The 19,396-nt window shown below is 43.5% G+C and carries 13 protein-coding genes and 2 pseudogenes; 10 read left to right on the top strand and 5 right to left on the bottom strand.

Annotated features, from left to right (window positions below):
* A pseudogene (locus H6G40_RS08085) lies at positions 1 to 251 on the bottom strand (IS1634 family transposase); the annotation flags it as partial.
* 428 nt (positions 252 to 679) lie between these two features.
* Between H6G40_RS08085 and H6G40_RS08080 the strand changes: the two are divergent.
* A complete protein-coding gene (locus tag H6G40_RS08080; RefSeq protein WP_339327444.1) occupies positions 680 to 1,012 on the top strand; it encodes a hypothetical protein in 333 nt (110 codons plus the stop codon).
* Positions 1,013 to 1,096: 84 nt separating this feature from the next.
* Here the strand turns inward: H6G40_RS08080 and radC are convergent, their stop codons facing one another.
* Together radC and H6G40_RS08070 are read right to left on the bottom strand one after the other, a co-directional pair.
* Positions 1,097 to 1,828: a RadC family protein gene (gene radC, locus H6G40_RS08075; protein ID WP_190537508.1), complete on the bottom strand. Its 732-nt coding sequence runs from the start codon at positions 1,826 to 1,828 to the stop codon at positions 1,097 to 1,099.
* Between the two features lie 488 nt (positions 1,829 to 2,316).
* On the bottom strand, positions 2,317 to 3,504 hold the full coding sequence (locus H6G40_RS08070) for an aspartate aminotransferase (protein ID WP_069474439.1): 1,188 nt from the start codon (positions 3,502 to 3,504) through the stop codon (positions 2,317 to 2,319).
* 251 nt (positions 3,505 to 3,755) lie between these two features.
* Between H6G40_RS08070 and H6G40_RS08065 the strand changes: the two genes are divergently transcribed.
* The 6 genes and pseudogenes from H6G40_RS08065 to H6G40_RS08040 form a co-directional block, all read left to right on the top strand.
* Positions 3,756 to 5,042, top strand: coding sequence for an FAD-binding oxidoreductase (locus tag H6G40_RS08065; RefSeq protein ID WP_002732156.1), 1,287 nt, complete (start codon positions 3,756 to 3,758; stop codon positions 5,040 to 5,042).
* Positions 5,043 to 5,051: 9 nt separating this feature from the next.
* Positions 5,052 to 6,407, top strand: coding sequence for a (Fe-S)-binding protein (locus H6G40_RS08060; protein ID WP_002733217.1), 1,356 nt, complete (start codon positions 5,052 to 5,054; stop codon positions 6,405 to 6,407).
* A gap of 340 nt (positions 6,408 to 6,747) precedes the next feature.
* Positions 6,748 to 7,929, top strand: a complete 1,182-nt coding sequence (locus H6G40_RS08055) for a hypothetical protein (RefSeq protein WP_190537506.1) — start codon at positions 6,748 to 6,750, stop codon at positions 7,927 to 7,929.
* Positions 7,930 to 8,313: 384 nt separating this feature from the next.
* Positions 8,314 to 9,612: a homoserine dehydrogenase gene (locus tag H6G40_RS08050; RefSeq protein WP_002731804.1), complete on the top strand. Its 1,299-nt coding sequence runs from the start codon at positions 8,314 to 8,316 to the stop codon at positions 9,610 to 9,612.
* Between the two features lie 20 nt (positions 9,613 to 9,632).
* Entirely contained in the window at positions 9,633 to 10,541 is a 909-nt protein-coding gene (locus H6G40_RS08045) for a LysM peptidoglycan-binding domain-containing M23 family metallopeptidase (protein WP_069474437.1), read from the top strand.
* Positions 10,542 to 10,785: 244 nt separating this feature from the next.
* Positions 10,786 to 11,051 (top strand): annotated as a pseudogene (locus tag H6G40_RS08040) (ISAzo13-like element transposase-related protein); the annotation flags it as partial.
* Between the two features lie 271 nt (positions 11,052 to 11,322).
* Here the strand turns inward: H6G40_RS08040 and H6G40_RS08035 are convergent.
* On the bottom strand, positions 11,323 to 13,182 hold the full coding sequence (locus H6G40_RS08035) for an iron uptake porin (protein ID WP_002733805.1): 1,860 nt from the start codon (positions 13,180 to 13,182) through the stop codon (positions 11,323 to 11,325).
* 389 nt (positions 13,183 to 13,571) lie between these two features.
* On the opposite strand from H6G40_RS08035, the gene H6G40_RS08030 reads away from it, so the two are divergent.
* Positions 13,572 to 13,958, top strand: a complete 387-nt coding sequence (locus H6G40_RS08030) for a hypothetical protein (RefSeq protein WP_016517153.1) — start codon at positions 13,572 to 13,574, stop codon at positions 13,956 to 13,958.
* Positions 13,959 to 14,230: 272 nt separating this feature from the next.
* Here the strand turns inward: H6G40_RS08030 and H6G40_RS08025 are convergent, their stop codons facing one another.
* Positions 14,231 to 15,607, bottom strand: a complete 1,377-nt coding sequence (locus tag H6G40_RS08025; RefSeq protein ID WP_069474436.1) for a cobyrinic acid a,c-diamide synthase CobB — start codon at positions 15,605 to 15,607, stop codon at positions 14,231 to 14,233.
* A 91-nt stretch (positions 15,608 to 15,698) separates the two neighbouring features.
* Between H6G40_RS08025 and H6G40_RS08020 the strand changes: the two genes are divergently transcribed.
* A complete protein-coding gene (locus H6G40_RS08020; RefSeq protein WP_069474435.1) occupies positions 15,699 to 16,886 on the top strand; it encodes an RNA-guided endonuclease InsQ/TnpB family protein in 1,188 nt (395 codons plus the stop codon).
* A gap of 795 nt (positions 16,887 to 17,681) precedes the next feature.
* Positions 17,682 to 19,361, top strand: coding sequence for a phosphoenolpyruvate carboxykinase (ATP) (pckA, locus tag H6G40_RS08015; protein ID WP_042790440.1), 1,680 nt, complete (start codon positions 17,682 to 17,684; stop codon positions 19,359 to 19,361).
* Positions 19,362 to 19,396 lie beyond the last annotated feature (35 nt).

The following is a 19,396-nucleotide window of genomic DNA, read 5'->3' as shown; positions in this document are numbered from 1 at the left end:
TTAATCGTCTCTAAAATAGCCATTACATGACCATGAGGAAGACTTCTAATCACTTCAAAATGATTGGGAATGCCTTCAGTCATGGACAGTGTTGCCCCTTTGAGAGCCAGTTTCAAATTGTCGATAATATCATCGGGTAATTTTGAGAGATTGGCCAGGGTTCTTTTTTTGACTTGATCTCCTTCTCGGTAGGACTCCCGAAGAAGAACGGCGGGGGGGGAATTACGGTTAAGAACTTTTTCTATATACATGGCTATCATTCTAGCAAATAGAGAGAATTCTTGTCCATTAAGAAATGTTACAAATTACATGGGTACATTAAGAAAAGTTAAGGGGCGTATCCATTGATGGATAAGGGTTTTCGGCTATTATAGTATATATGTATGGGGGAAGTTCAGGAATACAGTGGAATGTACGATTAGGGAGGGAAGTTATCGTTTTTCTAAGATAACTCGACCGACCCAACTGCAACAAAAAGCGTTAGATTTATTGGGAGTTTCCCTGATTTGTATCCAGTAACGGGGCGGCGGAAATTCTCTTAATCCCTTCTACAGCACAGGTTATGGCCTTTTGTCAACGGGGAAGTCCAGATATATTAGTAAAAATTATCAATTGAATGTTAAGAAGTGCGGACAGTAGGTACGCTCCTCGAGCAAGATTGCTGTCGGCTCGATGGTTAGTGCTGCCCTTGGGTAATGGAAAAGAGACGGCGCTGACAGTGACAAATCCCAAGGATAGCAATCCCAAAGCGAGCGGACTGCTGCTTTCTGGTACGGCTGTCACCTCAGCAAAGGGAATGATAGTTTCAAACAGATACACGAGAGACGATCCCGATCCTTGCAAAGGAGAAAGATCAAGTCCTGGTTTAGATGAGCGACTAACCGCAGAAATTAAAGGGTTAACTGCAAGAGTCGCTGATCGGGAATTTACCAGTCGGGGGATTCTGATAGCTTTGGTTGTTGCTATTTTAGGAGGAGCGGCCAAAATTTTTGGTTTTCTCCCCAATCCTTGACAGCGATCGCATAATGTTTGAGGAAATTAACGCCCAATTGAAACGGCTAAAAAATTAAACTACAAAGATCGAGTGTCTTTTCTGTCAATCTTCTTGGGGATATTTTTCCCAAAGATCCGTGATTTGGCGAAGACTTTGAAAGTTACCATTACCGAGGATCAAATGATCTAGGAGAGGAATGGCTAGATAGGTAGCTCCCTGTAATAATTGTTCTGTGAGTAAAATATCGTCTTGACTAGGCACAAGTGACCCAGTGGGGTGATTATGGGCGATAATTAACTTAGTAGCTGATTGTTTCACTACTTCTCGAAATATTTCTCGTGGATGTACCAGTGTTTCCGTGGCTGTGCCGATAGTAATCACTTTTAGTGCGATTAACTGATTTTTGATATCGAGTAAAATAACGGCGAAACGTTCCTGAGACTGATACATTAGTTCGTGTCCAAGGATAGCGGCAGCGGTATCGGGACTATCGATGACCATTTTTTCCGTCGGTCGTCGTTGAAAAGCTCGTTTTCCCAATTCGATCGCCGCTAGAATAGTAGTAGCCTTAGCCGGTCCAATGCCATGAATAGCGGTTAATTCCTGGGGGTGAATATCCCTCAAAACGTCCAAAGGATCCCGGCGATATTTACTCAATTCATTGAGAATATGCTGTCCTAAACCCACCGCCGAGAGTTTCCCCTTACCTTGACCTGTAGCCAGTAAAATCGCTAATAATTCGGCGTTGCTGAGGTTTTTCGCCCCGACACTGATTAAACGTTCCCTCGGTCTTTCACTGACGGGAATATCGGCAATTCTTAAGCTGTAGGTCATGGAAGTGGCAAGCTACCGCGATAAAATTCCATCATACAATTTTAGCCAGTGCCTAGAGGGATTTGGCGGGTAAATCAAGGGGAAAAATTCTGGGTGCATCTCACTTATGCAGGAATACCGACAATCAGCAATTATCAGTGACTCTTAGATGATTACAAATGTATCAGCAGCTGCGTGTAAGCATCCCACCGAAAAACTAATGCGCGAGGGGTTTGGGGACGGCGCTTGCGTCCCCAACGGGGGGTTTGGGGGGTAGAACCCCCCAAAAGCTTGGATTGAGTGATAAAATCGGAAGTAATACTAAATCCTGTTATTAAAAACTGATTATTTATTCTCCGTTTTGCATCAGTGCCTCTTGCATGAGTGCCTCTCTTTATAAGTAGCCTATACTCAACGGATTTAGTATGATGCCCGATTTTAGCCGAGAGTTTCCCCGTAAAAATCCCAATTGGTAGATTTACAAAAATGAAATGCACCCAAAATTCTCCTTACTGATAGCGAATTCCCGCATCTTCGAGGCGCTGTAAAGCTTCCCCTAATCGCGGGATATCGGCGATTAAACTGACGCGCACATAACCTTCCCCTCCCTCTCCAAAAGCATTGCCCGGAGTGACAACGACACCGGTTTTTTGCAAAACACTGAGGGCAAAATCCGTGGAAGTCATACCGACGCTACAGGGGACCCAGAGATACATTGTCGCCTTAGAGGGGGGAATATCCCAACCTAATTGTCCCAAACCTTTGATTAAAAAATCTCGTCGCTGCCGGTATCTTTCCTGTACTTGTTTGACGTACTCATCGGGCAGTTGTAGGGCGGTTTCGGCCGCTTTTTGGATGACGGAAAAGATGCCATAATCGAGATTAGTTTTCAGGGTGCGCAACCCTTGAATAATATCGGAATTGCCCACGACAAAACCGACGCGCCACCCAGCCATATTATAGGTTTTCGAGAGGGTATGAAATTCCACACTAATCTCTTTTGCCCCCGGAATTTCTAATAAACTGGTGGGCTGATAACCATCAAAACTCAATTCAGCATAACAGAGATCGTGGACGAGCATAATCTCATAGTGCTGGGCCCAAGCAACGATTTTTTCAAAAAATTCCCGAGGGGCAACGGCGGCGGTGGGGTTACTGGGATAGTTAAAATAGAGGATTTTCGCCTGTTTAGCCACATCTTCGGGGATAGAATCGATATCTATCAGCCAATCCTGTTCCGCTTTTAAAATGATCGGGTATAGCGTCGCCCCAGCAATCAAAGGACCGCGAAAATGGGCGGGATAGGCGGGACTGGGAACCAAGACCACATCCCCGGGGTTAACATAAGCCAAAGCCAGGTGAGATAGGCCCTCTTTGGAACCGAGCAGGGGTAAAGCTTCGTTATCGGGATTGAGTTGCACACCATAAGAGCGATCATACCATTTAGCGATCGCTTCTCGGAAACTGGCGGTTCCTTCAAAGGGGGGATAACCGTGAAATTGGGGGGTTTCAAAAGCTTGAATGGCCGCTTCGATAACTGGACGCGGGGCAGGACCGTCCGGGTTGCCCATACCTAAATCGATTAAATCTAGTCCTTCTTTGCGGGCTAAGGCTTTTAATTCATCCAAGCGGGCGAAAACGTAGGGGGGTAAGGCACTTAATCGCTTGGCGCGGCTATTCGTCCAATTTACACTCATTACTTCTTGGCTTACTGATCGAGGTAATCTAACATTATGGCACGAGTGTATGGCTAATTCAGCAGTTAGTTATTAGCTTCTTTGTGCCTCAGTATGGCTGGAATTGCCCGACATCGGAGATGGAGAGGCAAACTAAGGTAATCTAACTAATAGAGGCCCAAAATTACTGATTAGCCCTAGCATTAACCCCATTCTTCGCCATTAGCGGCCGGTAAGTCCTGACTCCTCACTCCTCAATTCTTTTCTCAAATATGACTGCGATCGCTGTTCAGATAACTTCTATTTTACCCGCCGACACGACGGTTATAGCTTGGCCACAAGTGCCAAAAGAGGAACAAGAAAGATTATCAAGGGCAATTAGGGGCAAAAGTCCTGAAATTATAGTCTATCCCGCTAATACGGCCGCTTTAGCCTCTCTGGTGCGTTTTGCCAACGAAAATCGTCTGTCTTTACTGGCCTACGGTCAAGGCAGTAAATTAGATTGGGGTGGATTAGTCCAGTCACCCGATATTTTAGTCAGTACCCAAAATCTCAACCGGATTATTGACCATGCTAGGGGAGATTTAACTATAACCGTGGAATCTGGGCTTAAACTAGCGGATTTACAGGCTTTTTTGGCTCCTAGCGGTCAATTTATTCCTCTTGATCCCAGTTACGCCGCTAATGCCACGATTGGCGGTATTATGGCCACGGCCGACGCGGGAACATGGCGGCAAAGATACGGTGGAGTCCGGGATCTGATCCTAGGATTCTCCTTTATCCGTCACGATGGCGAGATTGCTAAAGCTGGAGGGCGTGTGGTCAAGAATGTGGCGGGATACGACATGATGAAGCTATTTACGGGTTCCTACGGCACTTTGGGGATTATCGATCAAATTACCCTGCGACTGTATCCCGAAACCCCTAACTCAGAAACCCTGATAATCACTGGAAATAGCGAAAATATTAGCAAATTGAGTCAAGTTATTCGGCAATCGTCCCTAACTCCCACCGTGGCTGAATGTTTAAACCCAGGGATGACGCAAGCACTAGGATTAGAGGAAAAAGTCGCTTTACTGCTGCGTTTTCAAAGCATTCCCGAAAGTATTAGCGAACAATCGCAACAGGTGAGTTATTTAGGGCAACAGTTAGATTGTCAGACTAATTATTATCGGGATGAGGAAGAAGTTTCTCTAGGGCAAAGATACCGAAAAACAATCGATAATTATGATCAAGAGGGCATTTTTTTCGGCAAAATAGGATTATTACCTAGCAATTTAGATCTAGTGATCGACCAAATTAACGGACTAGCCTCGATTAATATTAGTAGCGGCGTGGGTAAAGTTATCTTAAAATCGGAGGAAAATCTTGACAAAATTCGCTCTTTATGCAGTGCCAATCACGGTTATTTAACGGTGTTAACCGCACCCCCATCCCTAAAAGAAAAAATTGAACCTTGGGGTTATACAGGTAACGCGATTACCATGATGAAAACCCTAAAAACTAAATTCGATCCTCACGGTATTTTTAGTCCTGAACGCTTTCTTAACAAAATCTAATTAAAAATTATGCAAACCTCCGAATCTTCCCTTAACTTTCAAGAATTAATCGACCAAAAAAATCAAGGATTTGACCCCAAGAATCCCCCTGCCCAAGAATTAATCGATAGTTGTGTTCACTGTGGTTTTTGTCTATCTACCTGTCCCAGTTATCGAGTCATTGGCAAAGAAATGGACTCCCCCCGGGGCAGAATTTATCTGATGAATGCCATCAATAAAGGGGAAGCGGTTTTAGACGAAACCACTAGCCAACATTTTGATACTTGTTTAGGCTGTTTAGCCTGTGTTAGTACCTGTCCATCGGGAGTACAATACGATCAATTAATCGCCGCAGTTCGTCCGCAGGTGGAACGCAATCAACCCCGCAGTTTTAAAGATAAAATTATTCGTTTTCTCATTTTTAATCTCTTTCCCTATCCCGTCCGTCTCAAATTATTTTTACCTTTCCTCTGGTTATATCAAACCCTAGGATTACAAACCCTAGTCAGGAAATCGGGTATCTTAAAAATGCTATTTCCTCGTCTAGCGGCCATGGAATCAATTTTACCCAAAATTACTCTAAATTCTCTGTTTAAAAACTATGCCGATGTTATTCCCTCCCAAACTGAAAAACGCTATCGGGTGGGAGTAGTTTTAGGTTGTGTGCAGCGCCTCTTTTTCTCGCCAGTAAATGAAGCGACAGTGCGGGTTTTAACTGCCAATGGTTGTGAAGTGGTTATCCCAAAAACCCAGGGTTGTTGTGCCGCTTTACCCGCACATCAAGGACAGGAAAAACAAGCACAAAGTTTAGCCAGACAAATGATCGATAGTTTCGCAGAAACTGGGGTTGATTATATTATTATCAATGCGGCGGGTTGTGGTCATACTCTCAAGGAATATCATCATATTTTAGCCGATGATCCTGAATATAAAGATAAGGCTAAGGAGTTTGTGGCTAAAGTACGCGATGCCCAAGAATTTTTGGCAGCAGTGGGATTAACTGCTGATTTATCGCCGATTACCGAAACAGAATTAACCCTAGTTTATCAAGATGCCTGTCATCTTTTACACGGACAAAAAATCTCGGTGCAGCCACGGCAATTATTGCAAAAAATCCCCAATATTAACTTAAAAGAACCTATCGATGCGGCCCTGTGTTGTGGTAGTGCCGGAGTTTATAATATGCTACAGCCAGATACTGCCGATGAATTAGGTCAGCAGAAAGTACGCAATTTATTAAATACTGGGGCTGCGGTGATTGCTTCTCCTAATCCGGGTTGTTCCCTACAAATTAAAAAACATCTACAATTACAGGGAAAAGATACACCCGTTATTCATCCTATCGAATTATTAGATTATGCGATTCGCGGGCTGAAAATTTCCTAGTTCATCCCCGTTTTATCTTAATTTTCGGTAATTTTCTCGATAGTTCGTCCTTACTGTCACCTAGATTTTTGATAGAGGGGTTTCATCTCTCCTCTGTTATTACTCGGTAAAAATAGCATCAAGAAAAATCTAGGGAACAATATTGTTCCCCCTTCAATCTTAGAATCCAGTTCACAGAAAGATGCGGTTAGGAGCAATCAGACTCAACTATTTACTAAGATAATTTACTTTTGTTTCCCTATGGTAAGGTTCGGGAAAACCCCGGACTTAAAACTGGGCATATTTGTTTATTTCCTAATTCAAACTCAACCATAAAATTTTTTTAGGAGAAATCAATAAGATGGAATTAAAGGCCGAAACTAGCAACTTTAGTCAATCAAGAAAGCTTTTCTTGTATATATTAAAAATCTTCATCATTTGGAGAGGAACACTTTTACTGATGCACCTAATCGGACTCAGTTTTAGTCAGATGAATGAATCTTCATCTCCTCAAGAACCTTTTTGGCATTGGTTTCCCGATAATCATTATTTGGATTCTTTCTTTCGTTGGGATAGCACTTGGTATAACGAAATTATTCAAACAGGATATTCATACAATCCCGAAAAACAATCGAACGTTGCTTTTTTTCCTCTCTATCCTATTTTAGTCAAAGCAATTGTATCTTTAACTTCCTTAAGTGTGCCTATTTCTGGTCTTTTACTTTCTAATTTATGTCTAATACTTGCCTTATTTTTTGTTTATAAAATCAGTAATATTTATCTGAATAAAAGAGGCTGTGAAAAAGTTTTAATTCTTATGTTGGTTTTTCCTACTTCCTTTTTTTATAGCTGTTTTTATACAGAAAGTTTATATTTGCTAACCACCGCTGCTTGTTTTTATTTCTTTCTGAATAAGAAATACTTTTGGTCTGGATTTTTTGGATTTTTTGCCAGTTTAACTAGAGTCACAGGAGTAATAATTTTTCTGGCTTTTGCTATCGAATTACTCTGGAAATATTTAAAGAAAAAAGAACTGCCCAAGAGAGAAAGTATTTTCCTACTATTAATACCCTGTGGGTTAATCGCTTATATGGTATTTTTAGCTTGGAAATTCAACGAACCTTTGGCATTTGTTAAAACTCAAGTTTTATGGAGTAGAGGTGAAAGAGTATTTCCTTTAATTACTCTAATAAACTACTGGAAGAACATCAATTTTATGTTTCCCAAAGATCCTATTAATGCAATTCGATTCTTCAATACTTTTTTTAGCTCCTTTTTTTTAGGTATCTTGCTATTCTCTATCATTAAAAAGCCTCTAAATATTTCCCTATTAATTTTTGCCTTTCTGAGCATTTTTTTACCTTTAAGTACAGGAATAACAGAATCAATGATGAGGTATATGATGACAATATTTCCAATATTTATTATTCTTGGATATTGGAGCCAAAAAAATCGTTATTTTTATGGATTTCTGTTATTCTTCTTTACCTATTTTTTATCAATTCTATTTCTTTGGTATGGTAATTGGGGCTGGATAACTTAGTTGCTCGTGCAGTTGATTCAAATTACCCTAACTAATCATGCTAACATAGCTCTTTGCTCAGAGAGAGTCGATTGATTTGTTCAAAAATATCAACTAGATAGAGAATTATTGTCATCATAAATTAGAGTTATGATCAAAAATGTTACTCACATTGCCGAATATCTATATCGGTCAATAAAATCAATCACAATTACAGGGTAAGCGTTTAAATGCGATCGAGATTTGCTTGATTTTAATACAAAAATACTGCACATTGATCATCCTCAGGCTTTGAACGCAAGGAAAAGCACACCCCACAGACAAAGACCTTGTAATGATAGAATCGACAATGGCGACAGCTTGGCCATTAGTATTTTTTGCGTCGGACTAGCAGGAGATAAAAGCGTGACCTTTAAGATTGGTTTACTCGGTTTCGGGGTTGTGGGGACGGGAACAGCGAAAATCCTCCTCGATCCTTTTGGTCGTCATCCCGTACTCAAAGAGATTACCATTGGACGAGTGGGAGTTAGAACCCTAGATAAACCGAGAGAAATCGAGCTTTCTCCCCATCTTTTGACCACTGACCTAGAATCGATCGTTACTGACCCCGAAATTGATATTATTGTCGAATTATTGGGGGGTTTGGAACCAGCACGCTCTTTAATTCTCAAGGCAATCGCATCGGGAAAGCACGTTGTTACGGCAAATAAGGCGGTTATTGCCCGTTTTGGTGATGAAATCTACGCCAAAGCTAACGAAAAGGGGGTTTATGTCCTCCTAGAAGCGGCCGTGGGTGGTGGAATTCCCGTCATTAAACCCTTGAAACAATCCCTCGGCGCTAATCGCATCAGCAGCATCATGGGAATTGTCAACGGCACAACTAACTATATTCTCACGGAAATGAGCCAAAAAGGGGCAGATTTTAGCGAAGTTCTGGCCAAAGCTCAGGAATTAGGCTATGCGGAAGCGGATCCCACTGCGGACGTGGATGGATTCGATGCAGCCGATAAAATCGCTATTTTAGCCTCTCTGGGTTTTGGAGGTCGGGTAAAACGAGAAGATGTTTACTGTGAAGGTATCCGGCAAGTTAGCGCCGTCGATATCGCCTACGCTGATAGACTGGGATTTGTGATTAAATTATTAGCGATTGCGAAAGATACGGTTAAGGAAGATTCCGATACTCTAGAGTTGCGGGTTCATCCGACCCTAGTACCGAAAATCCATCCCCTCGCTAATGCTAACGGAGTCTATAACGCTATTCTGGTCGAGGGGGAACCCTTGGGACAAGTGATGTTTTATGGGCCAGGTGCGGGTGGCGGACCGACGGCCAGTGCAGTAGTATCGGATGTGATGAATATCGTCGGAATTTTAAAAAGTAGTGGCAAAACCAAGGAACTTGACCCGCTTTTAAGCTGTATTCACCAGCATTATTGTCAAATCGCCCCCATGGAGTCGTTATCGACCCGTTTTTATGCTCGTTTTCTCTGTCGCGATGTGCCGGGGGTAATCGGTCATTTAGGTATGGCTTTCGGCGACCATGGGGTTAGTCTAGAATCCGTGGTACAAATTGGGATTAGGGGTGATTTAGCCGAAATTGTCGTTGTCACCCACGATGTACGCGAGGGCAATTTCCGCAATGCTTTAGTGGCAATAGACTCTTTAGAAGCTATTGACAGTATTCCCAGTATTCTCCGGGTTTTGTAATTATAGATATCGCTTTTTTTATGGTCATGGGTCGGAGAATCAAAAGTGAGAAAATTTGGCTCAGTTTGACTAGCACAATTTTGTTTTTTTGTCTAGGTTTTTTGGGCTTAAATCAAAAATTAATTTTTGCCCAAGGGTCTGATAATGTTTGTCCCCTGCCGATTTTATCAAGGTTACAACGCCATAAAATCCAAGCGGGAGAAACGATCGCCTCCATCGCCGAAAAATACGCTCTCATCCCGGCAACGATAATTAAACTCAATCCGACTATTCTCAAAAATGGTTTGGCCCCGGTGGGGAAAGAAATCTTCATTCCCCCGATGAACGGCATTCGCATCGAAGCACCCCGGGGTTCCACTTGGCGCGATTTAGAAGCAGCCTATGGTATTCGTGCAGATATACTCTTTGAGCTTAACGGTTGTGGTCGCCGGCCGACAATAGTTTTTATCCCCGGCACCAATTGGTCCGCCGCCAGCAAGCGATCGGATTATACTGGATTAAGTTCTTATCCCTTACCCTTGGCCAGCACTGTCGGATTAGCCTACGGTTGGCAAAAAAGCCCCACGGAACAGAAAAATCTCTTTCATAGTGGTGTTGATCTTCTCGCAGATGTTGGTACACCAGTTCTAGCCGCCGAGGATGGTCTAGTGATTTATGTGGGTCAGGAGGGGGCCTATGGTAATTTGGTAGTAATTAATCATTTAGGTCGCCGGCAGACCCGTTATGCCCATTTAAGCAGGGTTACAGTTAAAATTGACCAAAGGGTACGAGCAGGAGACGTTATCGGTGCGGTTGGCACCACCGGACAACCAGATATTATTCCCCCCCATCTTCATTTTGAGGTGCGCTTAGATACTCCCGTCGGTTGGACAGCGCAGGATCCGGCTTTGCATTTGCCCCAAATCGGCCCGCAATCAAGTCAAAAGTAACCAGTTAAGGGACTTCCAAAAAATAAACTATTCATTCTCGGAGTGTGAGAGGGAGGGGTCGATGATTGCCCCCTCCTTCCCGATTTTGTAGTAGAATTAATCCTGTACATTATTAATCAAGTTTTTCCTTTGAAGTGTATATGGAATTAACTGATTCCCTCAAGAAATTGCTCAGTGAAACTGCACTTCAATTAAAAGATGTAACTAAAAGAAGATTCATGGCACAAACAGTCTTAGAATTGGGCTAGAAAACCATTGGAATGGGAGTATTTTAGATGAAATCGAAACAGCCTTGAAATTCGCCCAAACTATGACTTGAAAAGGAAAACACCCGATTGTTAAGTTGATTAATGAAATTTACAAAAAGGAGTAAAGCTTGCTAAAAAAGCCAGGGAAAAAATTGAAGAAAAAATCGAACGTCTCCCAGAATTAACGAATCAAGACTTTCCCAATTTGGGCCAATGGTTTATTGATATCTATTATGATAAGACCTGGTTTGTATTTAACTAAGATGGTTGGCTAAAAACTGTCTTTGATTCTTTAACTTGTCCTTTTTATACTCGAAAAAGCTCGGAAGTATAAAAGTTTATGCTGCCTATTTTTTCGGAAAAATAGGTTGTAATGGAAGACTCTTTGTTTTCCTAGACAAAAATAATTACTTTTTCAAAAAAACACTTTTCTATTCTATTTTTTTGTTGGGTATTTTATTCTCTGGAAGTCCCTTATTTGCCTAAAACAAAACCCCACCATGGGTGGGGTTTCGGGTTTAATTTAGGAAATCCTAGAAGGTAAAGGTTCCGCGAAGGGTGCCAATCCACTCGTTACCAGTGCCTTTGAACTGTTCAGGTGCAGAAATCCAGATGACACCAGGGGTGATAGAAATATTGTCGGTGACTTGGTACTTGTAGAACAATTCAACGTGGTAGGGAACAATGTTAGATACTTTCAGACCTATTTCCCGGAAGCTTAAGTGACCAATGTAGGGCTGCGCACCAGCAAACAGACCCAAGATATTTCCTTCTTTACCTAAGTCGGGGAAGGCAATACCAGCACCGTAGGTCCACACTTCCGCATCACCGAGACCGAGTAAGCGCACGGTGGAGTAGGAACCGAAGGCACTCAAGCTGGCGAAACCAATATCTACCGCACCGGTTAAACCGTAGCTATTGGATACTTTGGCTCCGAAGTTGAAGAAACCGACTTCATCCTGTAGGGTTACGTCTCCAGGAGGGTTGCCGTTGACGTTGAGCAGGGTATTTAACTGAGTTTGGGAAAGGTTAGCGGCGGAACTTCCCGTCACACCGAAGGAACCACCGTTACCGAAGATGGCGGTATCGGCACCTTGGTAGGCATTAACGTAGGTGAAGCCGACGTTGAGGAAGTTAAAGAGGTTAGCGTTAATCTGTGCTAAAGCGGCGTAATCTCCGTTAAAGAGACCATTACCCGGGTTAGGATTGGCCGCAGAACTAGAGCCACCACCACCGGCTAAGTAACCCAAGGATAGGGAGGTCGGACCGACAATGCTTTGGAGGAAGCCTAACTGTAGGCTAACACCAGCCCCAGAACCACCACCGATACGATAGATGGGGTTTTCAGAAGCGAAGGTAGATAGCGCACCATTACCACCGTCGAAGTCTTCAAAGAAGGGATTAGTGGTGGGAACGAAGTCATTCCAAATACCGCCCCAAGCGGCAACATAGGTATTGAAGCGACCAAAATAACCTAAGTCAATCGGGGTGTAGTAGGCCAACCAGTCGAGAACCACATCGCTACCGTTACCCGTAGCGGTCCAAGTTTGGAATAGGGAAGGGCTTTGCAGATTATCGAATCTGACGGAAGCGGGATCACCATTTTGTAGTGTGGTGGTCGATTTGTAATCAAATCCGAAGGGAGTGGCACTACCCGCCACTAAACGAGTTTTCAGTACGTCCTGACCGGTGAAGCTCGTGTTTAAAACTAAACGAGCGCGGTATTGCATGGCGGCCTGGGATGCGGGGCTACCAGCACCAACCGTATCGGTGACAGCGAAGATGACTTCCCCAGCTAATTTGGTGGTGGTGGAGAATTGATTATTTTCGAGGAAAGACACCCGGCTTTCTAAGTTATCAACTCTAGCTCCCAAGGCTGCTAATTCAGCTTGGAACTCGTCCATCAAGCGCTTGAGAGCGTCTAAGTCTTCCTTGAGGACGTTGACACCATCTTGAATTAAACGTTCCATCACGTTTAAGCAAGCGTTTAAACCAGCCGCAAACTCCCAACGGGTTAAAGCTCGGTCACCCCGGAAGGTGCGATCGGGATAACCAACAATACAACCATAGCGCTCCACAAGGCTTCTTAGGGCTTCATAGGCCCAAGCGGTGGGGGAAACATCCCGCAGTTGGTTAACGCTGGTGACTTGATCGATGGTATTGCCTTCCACGGGTACGGACTGTCCTTCGTTACCGTACTGTTCGATCTGATTGAGTAGTTCGCCAGTTCCTGCACCGGTGTTCTGAACTTGAGCGATTTCTAGATTGTTAAATTCGGTAGAAACACTGGTAGATTTGACGGGATCGAAGCTACTAGCATTAGCGGAAGCTACTAGGGTAGCCCCTAAAATCGCTGGGCTAACCAGCAATGATTTCCAGAACATTCTTAACATGATGGTTTTTTCCTCACACCTTATAGGTTGACTACACAGTTTGACGACGCATATAGCCTTTCTATTCTTTTGCCATTATACACAATTTAATTACTTAGGGAAAGATGCGATCTCATTTTTTTTCCCTTGACCAGTTGACAAAGTGGCCACCCTGTTGATCCTAACGGTACTTAAACAAAAACTAAAGTAGGTTAAAATCCTTACAGAGAGAAGACTTAATCTCAAATAACAGCCTCATTTAGACGAGTCGGGCAAGGTTCTGTAATTTTGATAACGACGACTGAACTGAGTTGTCGTCAGGTTAATTGATGATTTCTGTAGTGGCACTCTTAATATGGAGTGATGTCTAATGGGCAAAACTTAACGCCGATAAAAACAGAGACAAAACCATGAAAAAAAGAAAGATAGCCAATACACTGCGTAAAGCCTTGCTAGAAGATGGCAAGATGGAACGCGCTCTTTATGAATACGAATTAGAAGAACACCTAGACTACTGGTACAAAGGCCTCAAGTCCGACCGGGATCAGTTTGTCTTTGCCATCACGGAAAACTCCGGTCACGTGGCAATGGTATTGATTACGCCAGATAAAACTATCTACGTCAATGAGGAGGCGCGAGAGAAACTCTCCGAATTCTGGACAAAAGCTTATAGAAATAATATAAATCGATTAATTCCCATGATGGCGGACAATTTGGCCAATGATATTATCTCGGTGACAGGCGTTAAAACGGTGTCCCCCAACCAGAAGCGGCGCTGGGTTAGTTTGCGCCCGTAGAGTTAAAGTGAAGAGATGACGAGAAACCCTGAAAAACTATCCGCCCTCACCAATTGCTCGGTAAGGGCGGTGTAGCGGGTCATCGGAATCGACACCAGACTGCCGGAAGGAACTCCAGCTAGTCTAAATCTTGTTTAGACGTGGGGGTCTAGAGAACAGCCCCGGCGCACAGCCGGCTATTGTCGATTAGGAGACCCATGCTTTTACTACTTTCTACCATCGACATCACCTCCTGTATCCCTTAACGGATTGATTATCAAATTTGTCTGTAATCAGCTTAACGCAGCTGTTCGGAAAAAATCAAGGCCGGCAGCTAAGAATTTTTTTGGCAGGCCCAGATTAGCCCCAAAATGTAGGTGGAGATAGGAAGCGTGCAGATTCTTACCTTGCCACCCTTCGCCATTGATGTCACTTTTGGGGAATGCTTGCAGTTGATAAATCGGTGCGTCGCTCACCCCGCTTAATTGGGAGCGATGGAATTCATGCCCGCGCACTGGTTGACCTGCTTTGAGCAGGATCGTCTCCTGTTGGGCGATGGCTTGTCGATAACCTAGGGTTAACTTCGGAGACATTATAGCAGATTGGGGGATTATTTGCAACATAAAATGATTTTTTTGCTCAAAATCAACTATTTTGTCACATAAATACATTAATCCGCCACATTCGGCGTAGGTGGGCATTCCAGATGCGATCGCTTTTCTCACCTGAGTTAAGACGGGGGTGTTAGCGGCTAATTCCGGGGCAAAGATTTCGGGAAAACCGCCACCAAAGTACAATCCTTGCAGGTTTTCGGGCAAATTTGCTCCTTGCAGGGGACTCCAAAAGATTAATTCCGCGCCTAAATTGGCTAAAATATCGAGATTATCGGGGTAATAAAAGTTAAAAGCCTTATCTCTGGCAATACCGATACGGATAGGGGGAAAAAGCTTATTTGCTCTTGGGGGATTTTTCGGGTTCTCTTGGGGAGAAATAGTCAGTAAAGGCAAGAGAATGTCCCAATTAAAGCAGTTTTGGGCAATAGAAGCCAGTTGATCTTGCAGTTGCCTGATTTCTCCTAGTTCATCCCTGGGAACTAATCCTAGATGGCGCTCGGGAATTGTCAGGGAATCTTGACGACGCAAAACCCCGACAATGGGCATATTGATGGATTCTAGGACGGTTTGCAGTAATTGCAGGTGGCGATCGCTACCAACCCGATTGAGGATAACGCCGGCCAGATGGAGATTTTTGTCTAAAGATTGATAACCGCGGACAATAGCGGCGACAGAGGTAGATAAACGACTACAATCGATAACCAACAGCAGAGGAAGCCCTAAAATACGGGCAATATGGGCGGTGCTGGCATAATCGGGAAATTGAGTATCGCTTAATTGAATACCATCAAATAGCCCCATTACCCCTTCAATCAGAGCATAATCGACATTTTGACAATGTTGGGCAAAACAGGTTTTTACATAGTCTTCAGAAGTTAAAACCGGATCGAGATTGCGACAGGGGCGACCAGTAAAATGAGTATGGAACATGGGATCGATATAATCGGGCCCGACTTTAAAAGATTGCACTCGATCGCCACGACTGATTAAATAGGCCAAGATTGCCAGAGTAATCGTAGTTTTACCGACTCCGCTTCTTTCTCCTGCGATGATCATCGAAAATTTTGGGTCTGAAACCCCGTCGTTCTACGACGGCTTTACCGTCAAATATTAGCACATTTACACGATATATGCTAAAATGTGAGACATGGAAAAAGCCTATTCTTACCGATTTTACCCCACACCAAAACAAGAGTCGCTATTGCGGCGCACATTGGGCTGTGTAAGATTAGTTTACAACAAAGCTCTCCATGTCAGAACACAAGCTTGGTATGAAAGACAAGAAAGAGTAGGCTACGCTCAAACTTCTTCAATGCTAACCGAGTGGAAAAAACAAGAAGAATTAAACTTTCTCAATGAAGTTAGCTGTGTACCTTTACAACAAGGGTTAAGACATTTACAAACAGCTTTCACTAACTTCTTTGCTGGTCGTACTAAGTATCCTAACTTTAAGAAAAAACATCAAGGAGGAAGTGCCGAATTTACTAAGTCTGCTTTTAAATTTAAAGACAAACAAATCTATTTAGCCAAATGCACAGAACCTTTACCTATTCGATGGTCAAGACAAATACCAGAAAGCTGTGACCCAAGTACAGTAACAGTCAGGCTACATCCCTCTGGACGTTGGCATATCTCAATTAGATTTGATGACCCAACGATTAAGCCTTTACCAGTAACAGATAAAGCCATTGGAATTGACTTAGGAATTAGTAGCCTTGTGATTACCAGCGATGGTGACAAAGTATCTAATCCCAAGCATTTTAAGAAACATTATCGGAGACTGCGAAAAGCGCAAAAAAATCTTTCTAGAAAACAGAAAGGGTCAAAAAATCGGGAAAAGGCAAAAATCAAAGTAGCCAGAATTCACGCCCAAATTACTGATAACAGAAAAGACCATTTACATAAGCTAACCACTCAATTAGTTCGTGAAAATCAAACGATTGTGGTTGAGAATTTAGCCGTCAAGAATATGGTCAAAAACCCGAAATTATCTCAGGCAATATCTGATGTAAGCTGGGGAGAAATAACTAGACAATTAGCCTACAAATGCCGTTGGTACGGAAGAAATTACATCGAAATAGATAGATGGTTTCCTAGCTCTAAAAGGTGTAGTAATTGCGGGTACATTGCTGAGAAAATGCCGTTAAATGTTCGAGAATGGGATTGTCCAAGCTGTGGGACTCACCATGACCGAGATATTAACGCCAGTAAAAATATTTTGGCCGCAGGGCTTGCGGTGTCAGTCTGTAGAGCGACCATAAGACCAGAACAGAGTAAATCTGTTAAGGCAGGTGCGAAAAATCCTTCGGGAAAGAAGCAGAAACCTAAATCGTGAGGTTTGGGAATCACCGTCCGTTTACGGCGGTGAGGATGTCAATATTAGTTGTTTTTTTTCGAGATCGAGCTAGACTTAATTAACCTGTTAAGTAGTTGGACAAAAGTAAAGTTAACTGTGGGGTAAGGAGTCGGTCGTCAGGAGTCGGTCGTCAGTAAGAATTGCGGCAATTTACATTTCTTAAGATAGACAACAGAATTTATGTCCGACTACTTACACAATCAATTCTAGAGCTTGCCAACGGCTAATAGGGTCAATTTTGGCCGCTAACTGGTTCCTGTGTCAATCGACTTTTTTTATTAGCGGCGAAATCGATTTGACCACGTTTAGGATCATTGTCATCATCTCTAGACAACCAGCTATTGTTCTGACGTTCCCCAAAACCAGAGACTTCCTACCTGACAATTAAGATAACTTCTAGATTAGCTGACCAATTTTGTGTAGCTGTTAACTTTTGTAAAAAAAACATCGTCTGCATCCCATTGTACAGCTAGACTAAAAATAGCTAGAAAAAGCAGTTAGATCGGCAAGAGAGAAAAGGTACAAACCCTGACTGGGAGATGAAGGGTAAATACGCAAATAAGCCTCAATTCCGCTCTAAAGTTGGCTTTACCGACAGCGAGAGACCAGATTAATCAGGGAAATATCGTCAGATAAACTAATCAATATAGCTTCTTAGGTGTCTGGGAGTGAAAAAGACAGAGAACGAGGGTTTTCTAGTTCCTATAACTGCACTATCAGAGACCTAGAATTTACCTCTAAACCGACAACTAAATTATCAGGAGAATTGGGGTTATGCCGACTCTACACACGCTGACCAATGATAGTATCTCTTGTTCCTTGTCCGATCGCATGGAGAATGTCAATTTCCACTACGAATTAGAAAATCAAATTCATCCCACCTACGGCCTCGAAAACCTAGGCATGAAAAATCTCGGTCGCGTTTATCGCAATCTTTCCGTACCGCAATTAGTCGAACAGGCGATCGAACATCATGAGGGCGTTTTAGCCGATAATGGGGCTTTAGTGGTGGAAACAGGTAAATATACCGGTCGTTCCCCCAAAGATAAATTCATTGTCAAAGAAACCACCAGCGAAAAGGAAATCGACTGGAATCAGCATAACGCCCCGATTAGCGAGGAAAAATTCCAGCAGTTATACCGAAAAGTCCTCGCCTATGTACAGGGAAAAGACCTATATATCTTCGATGGTTACGTCGGGTCCGATCCTAATTGTCGCTTTGGCGTGCGCGTTGTCACCGAAATCGCCTATCATAACCTCTTTGCCCATCAGTTATTCCTCCGGCCCAGTGCGATCGAACTAGCCGCCCATGAAACTGATTTTACCGTGATTGCCCTGCCGGGGTTACAGGGAGATCCCGAGGATGACGACCTGAACAGCGAAGCCTTTATCGTCCTCAACCTGGCAAAAAAAATCGTTCTCATCGGTGGCACTCGCTACGCTGGCGAAATCAAAAAATCCGTCTTCTCGATGATGAACTACCTGATGACCAAACAAGGGGTTTTACCGATGCACGGTGCCGCTAACATGGATAAACACGGTCATACGGCCCTCTTTTTCGGTCTCTCCGGTACGGGTAAAACCACCCTTTCCGCCGATCCTAAACGCAGCCTCATCGGTGATGATGAACACGGTTGGTCAGAAGACGGCATTTTTAACTTTGAAGGCGGTTGTTATGCTAAAACCATCCGTTTAAGTGCCGAATACGAACCCCAAATCTGGGCGGCGATTCAATTTGGCACTATTCTCGAAAACGTGATCCTTTCCCCCGATAATCGCCTTCCCGACTATGATGATGGACGTTTGACCGAAAACACCCGCGCCGCCTATCCCCTGCGTTATATCCCTAATTGTGCCGTATCTGGCATGGGAACCCACCCGAAAACGATTATCTTCTTAACTGCCGATGCTTTTGGGGTACTGCCACCAATCGCCAAATTAACCACGAACCAAGCGATGTATCATTTCCTCTCCGGCTATACTAGCAAATTAGCGGGAACGGAACGGGGAATCACCGCCCCACAGGTGACTTTTTCCAGTTGTTTCGGTCAATGTTTCTTCCCTCTCTCACCCCTGGTCTATGCCCAAATGTTAGGGCAACGTTTAGAACAACACCCCGAAACCTCGGTTTATCTGATTAATACCGGTTGGTCTGGCGGTCCCTACGGAGTCGGCGATCGCATTTCGATCAAACACACCCGCGCTATGGTTTCCGCCGCTTTAAATGGCGATTTAGAGGAAGTAGTTTTCCATCCTCATCCCATCTTTCAAGTTCTCGTCCCCGAAATTGTCCCAGGAGTTCCCAAAAAAATCCTCGACCCGCGACAAGCATGGCAAGATGGCGAATCCTACGACCTACAGGCGCGAGAATTGGCCCATCGTTTCGTGGAAAATTTCCGTCAATTTACCACTGCCTCCCAAGAAATCATTGCAGCCGGTCCAATTTGGGAATAACAGCATCAAGGAATCGGTTATCAACTATCAGTTAA

It is taken from the genome of Microcystis viridis FACHB-1342, assembly GCF_014698335.1.
Classification (GTDB): domain Bacteria; phylum Cyanobacteriota; class Cyanobacteriia; order Cyanobacteriales; family Microcystaceae; genus Microcystis; species Microcystis ichthyoblabe_A.
This window is presented reverse-complemented; position numbering and strand designations above follow the sequence as displayed.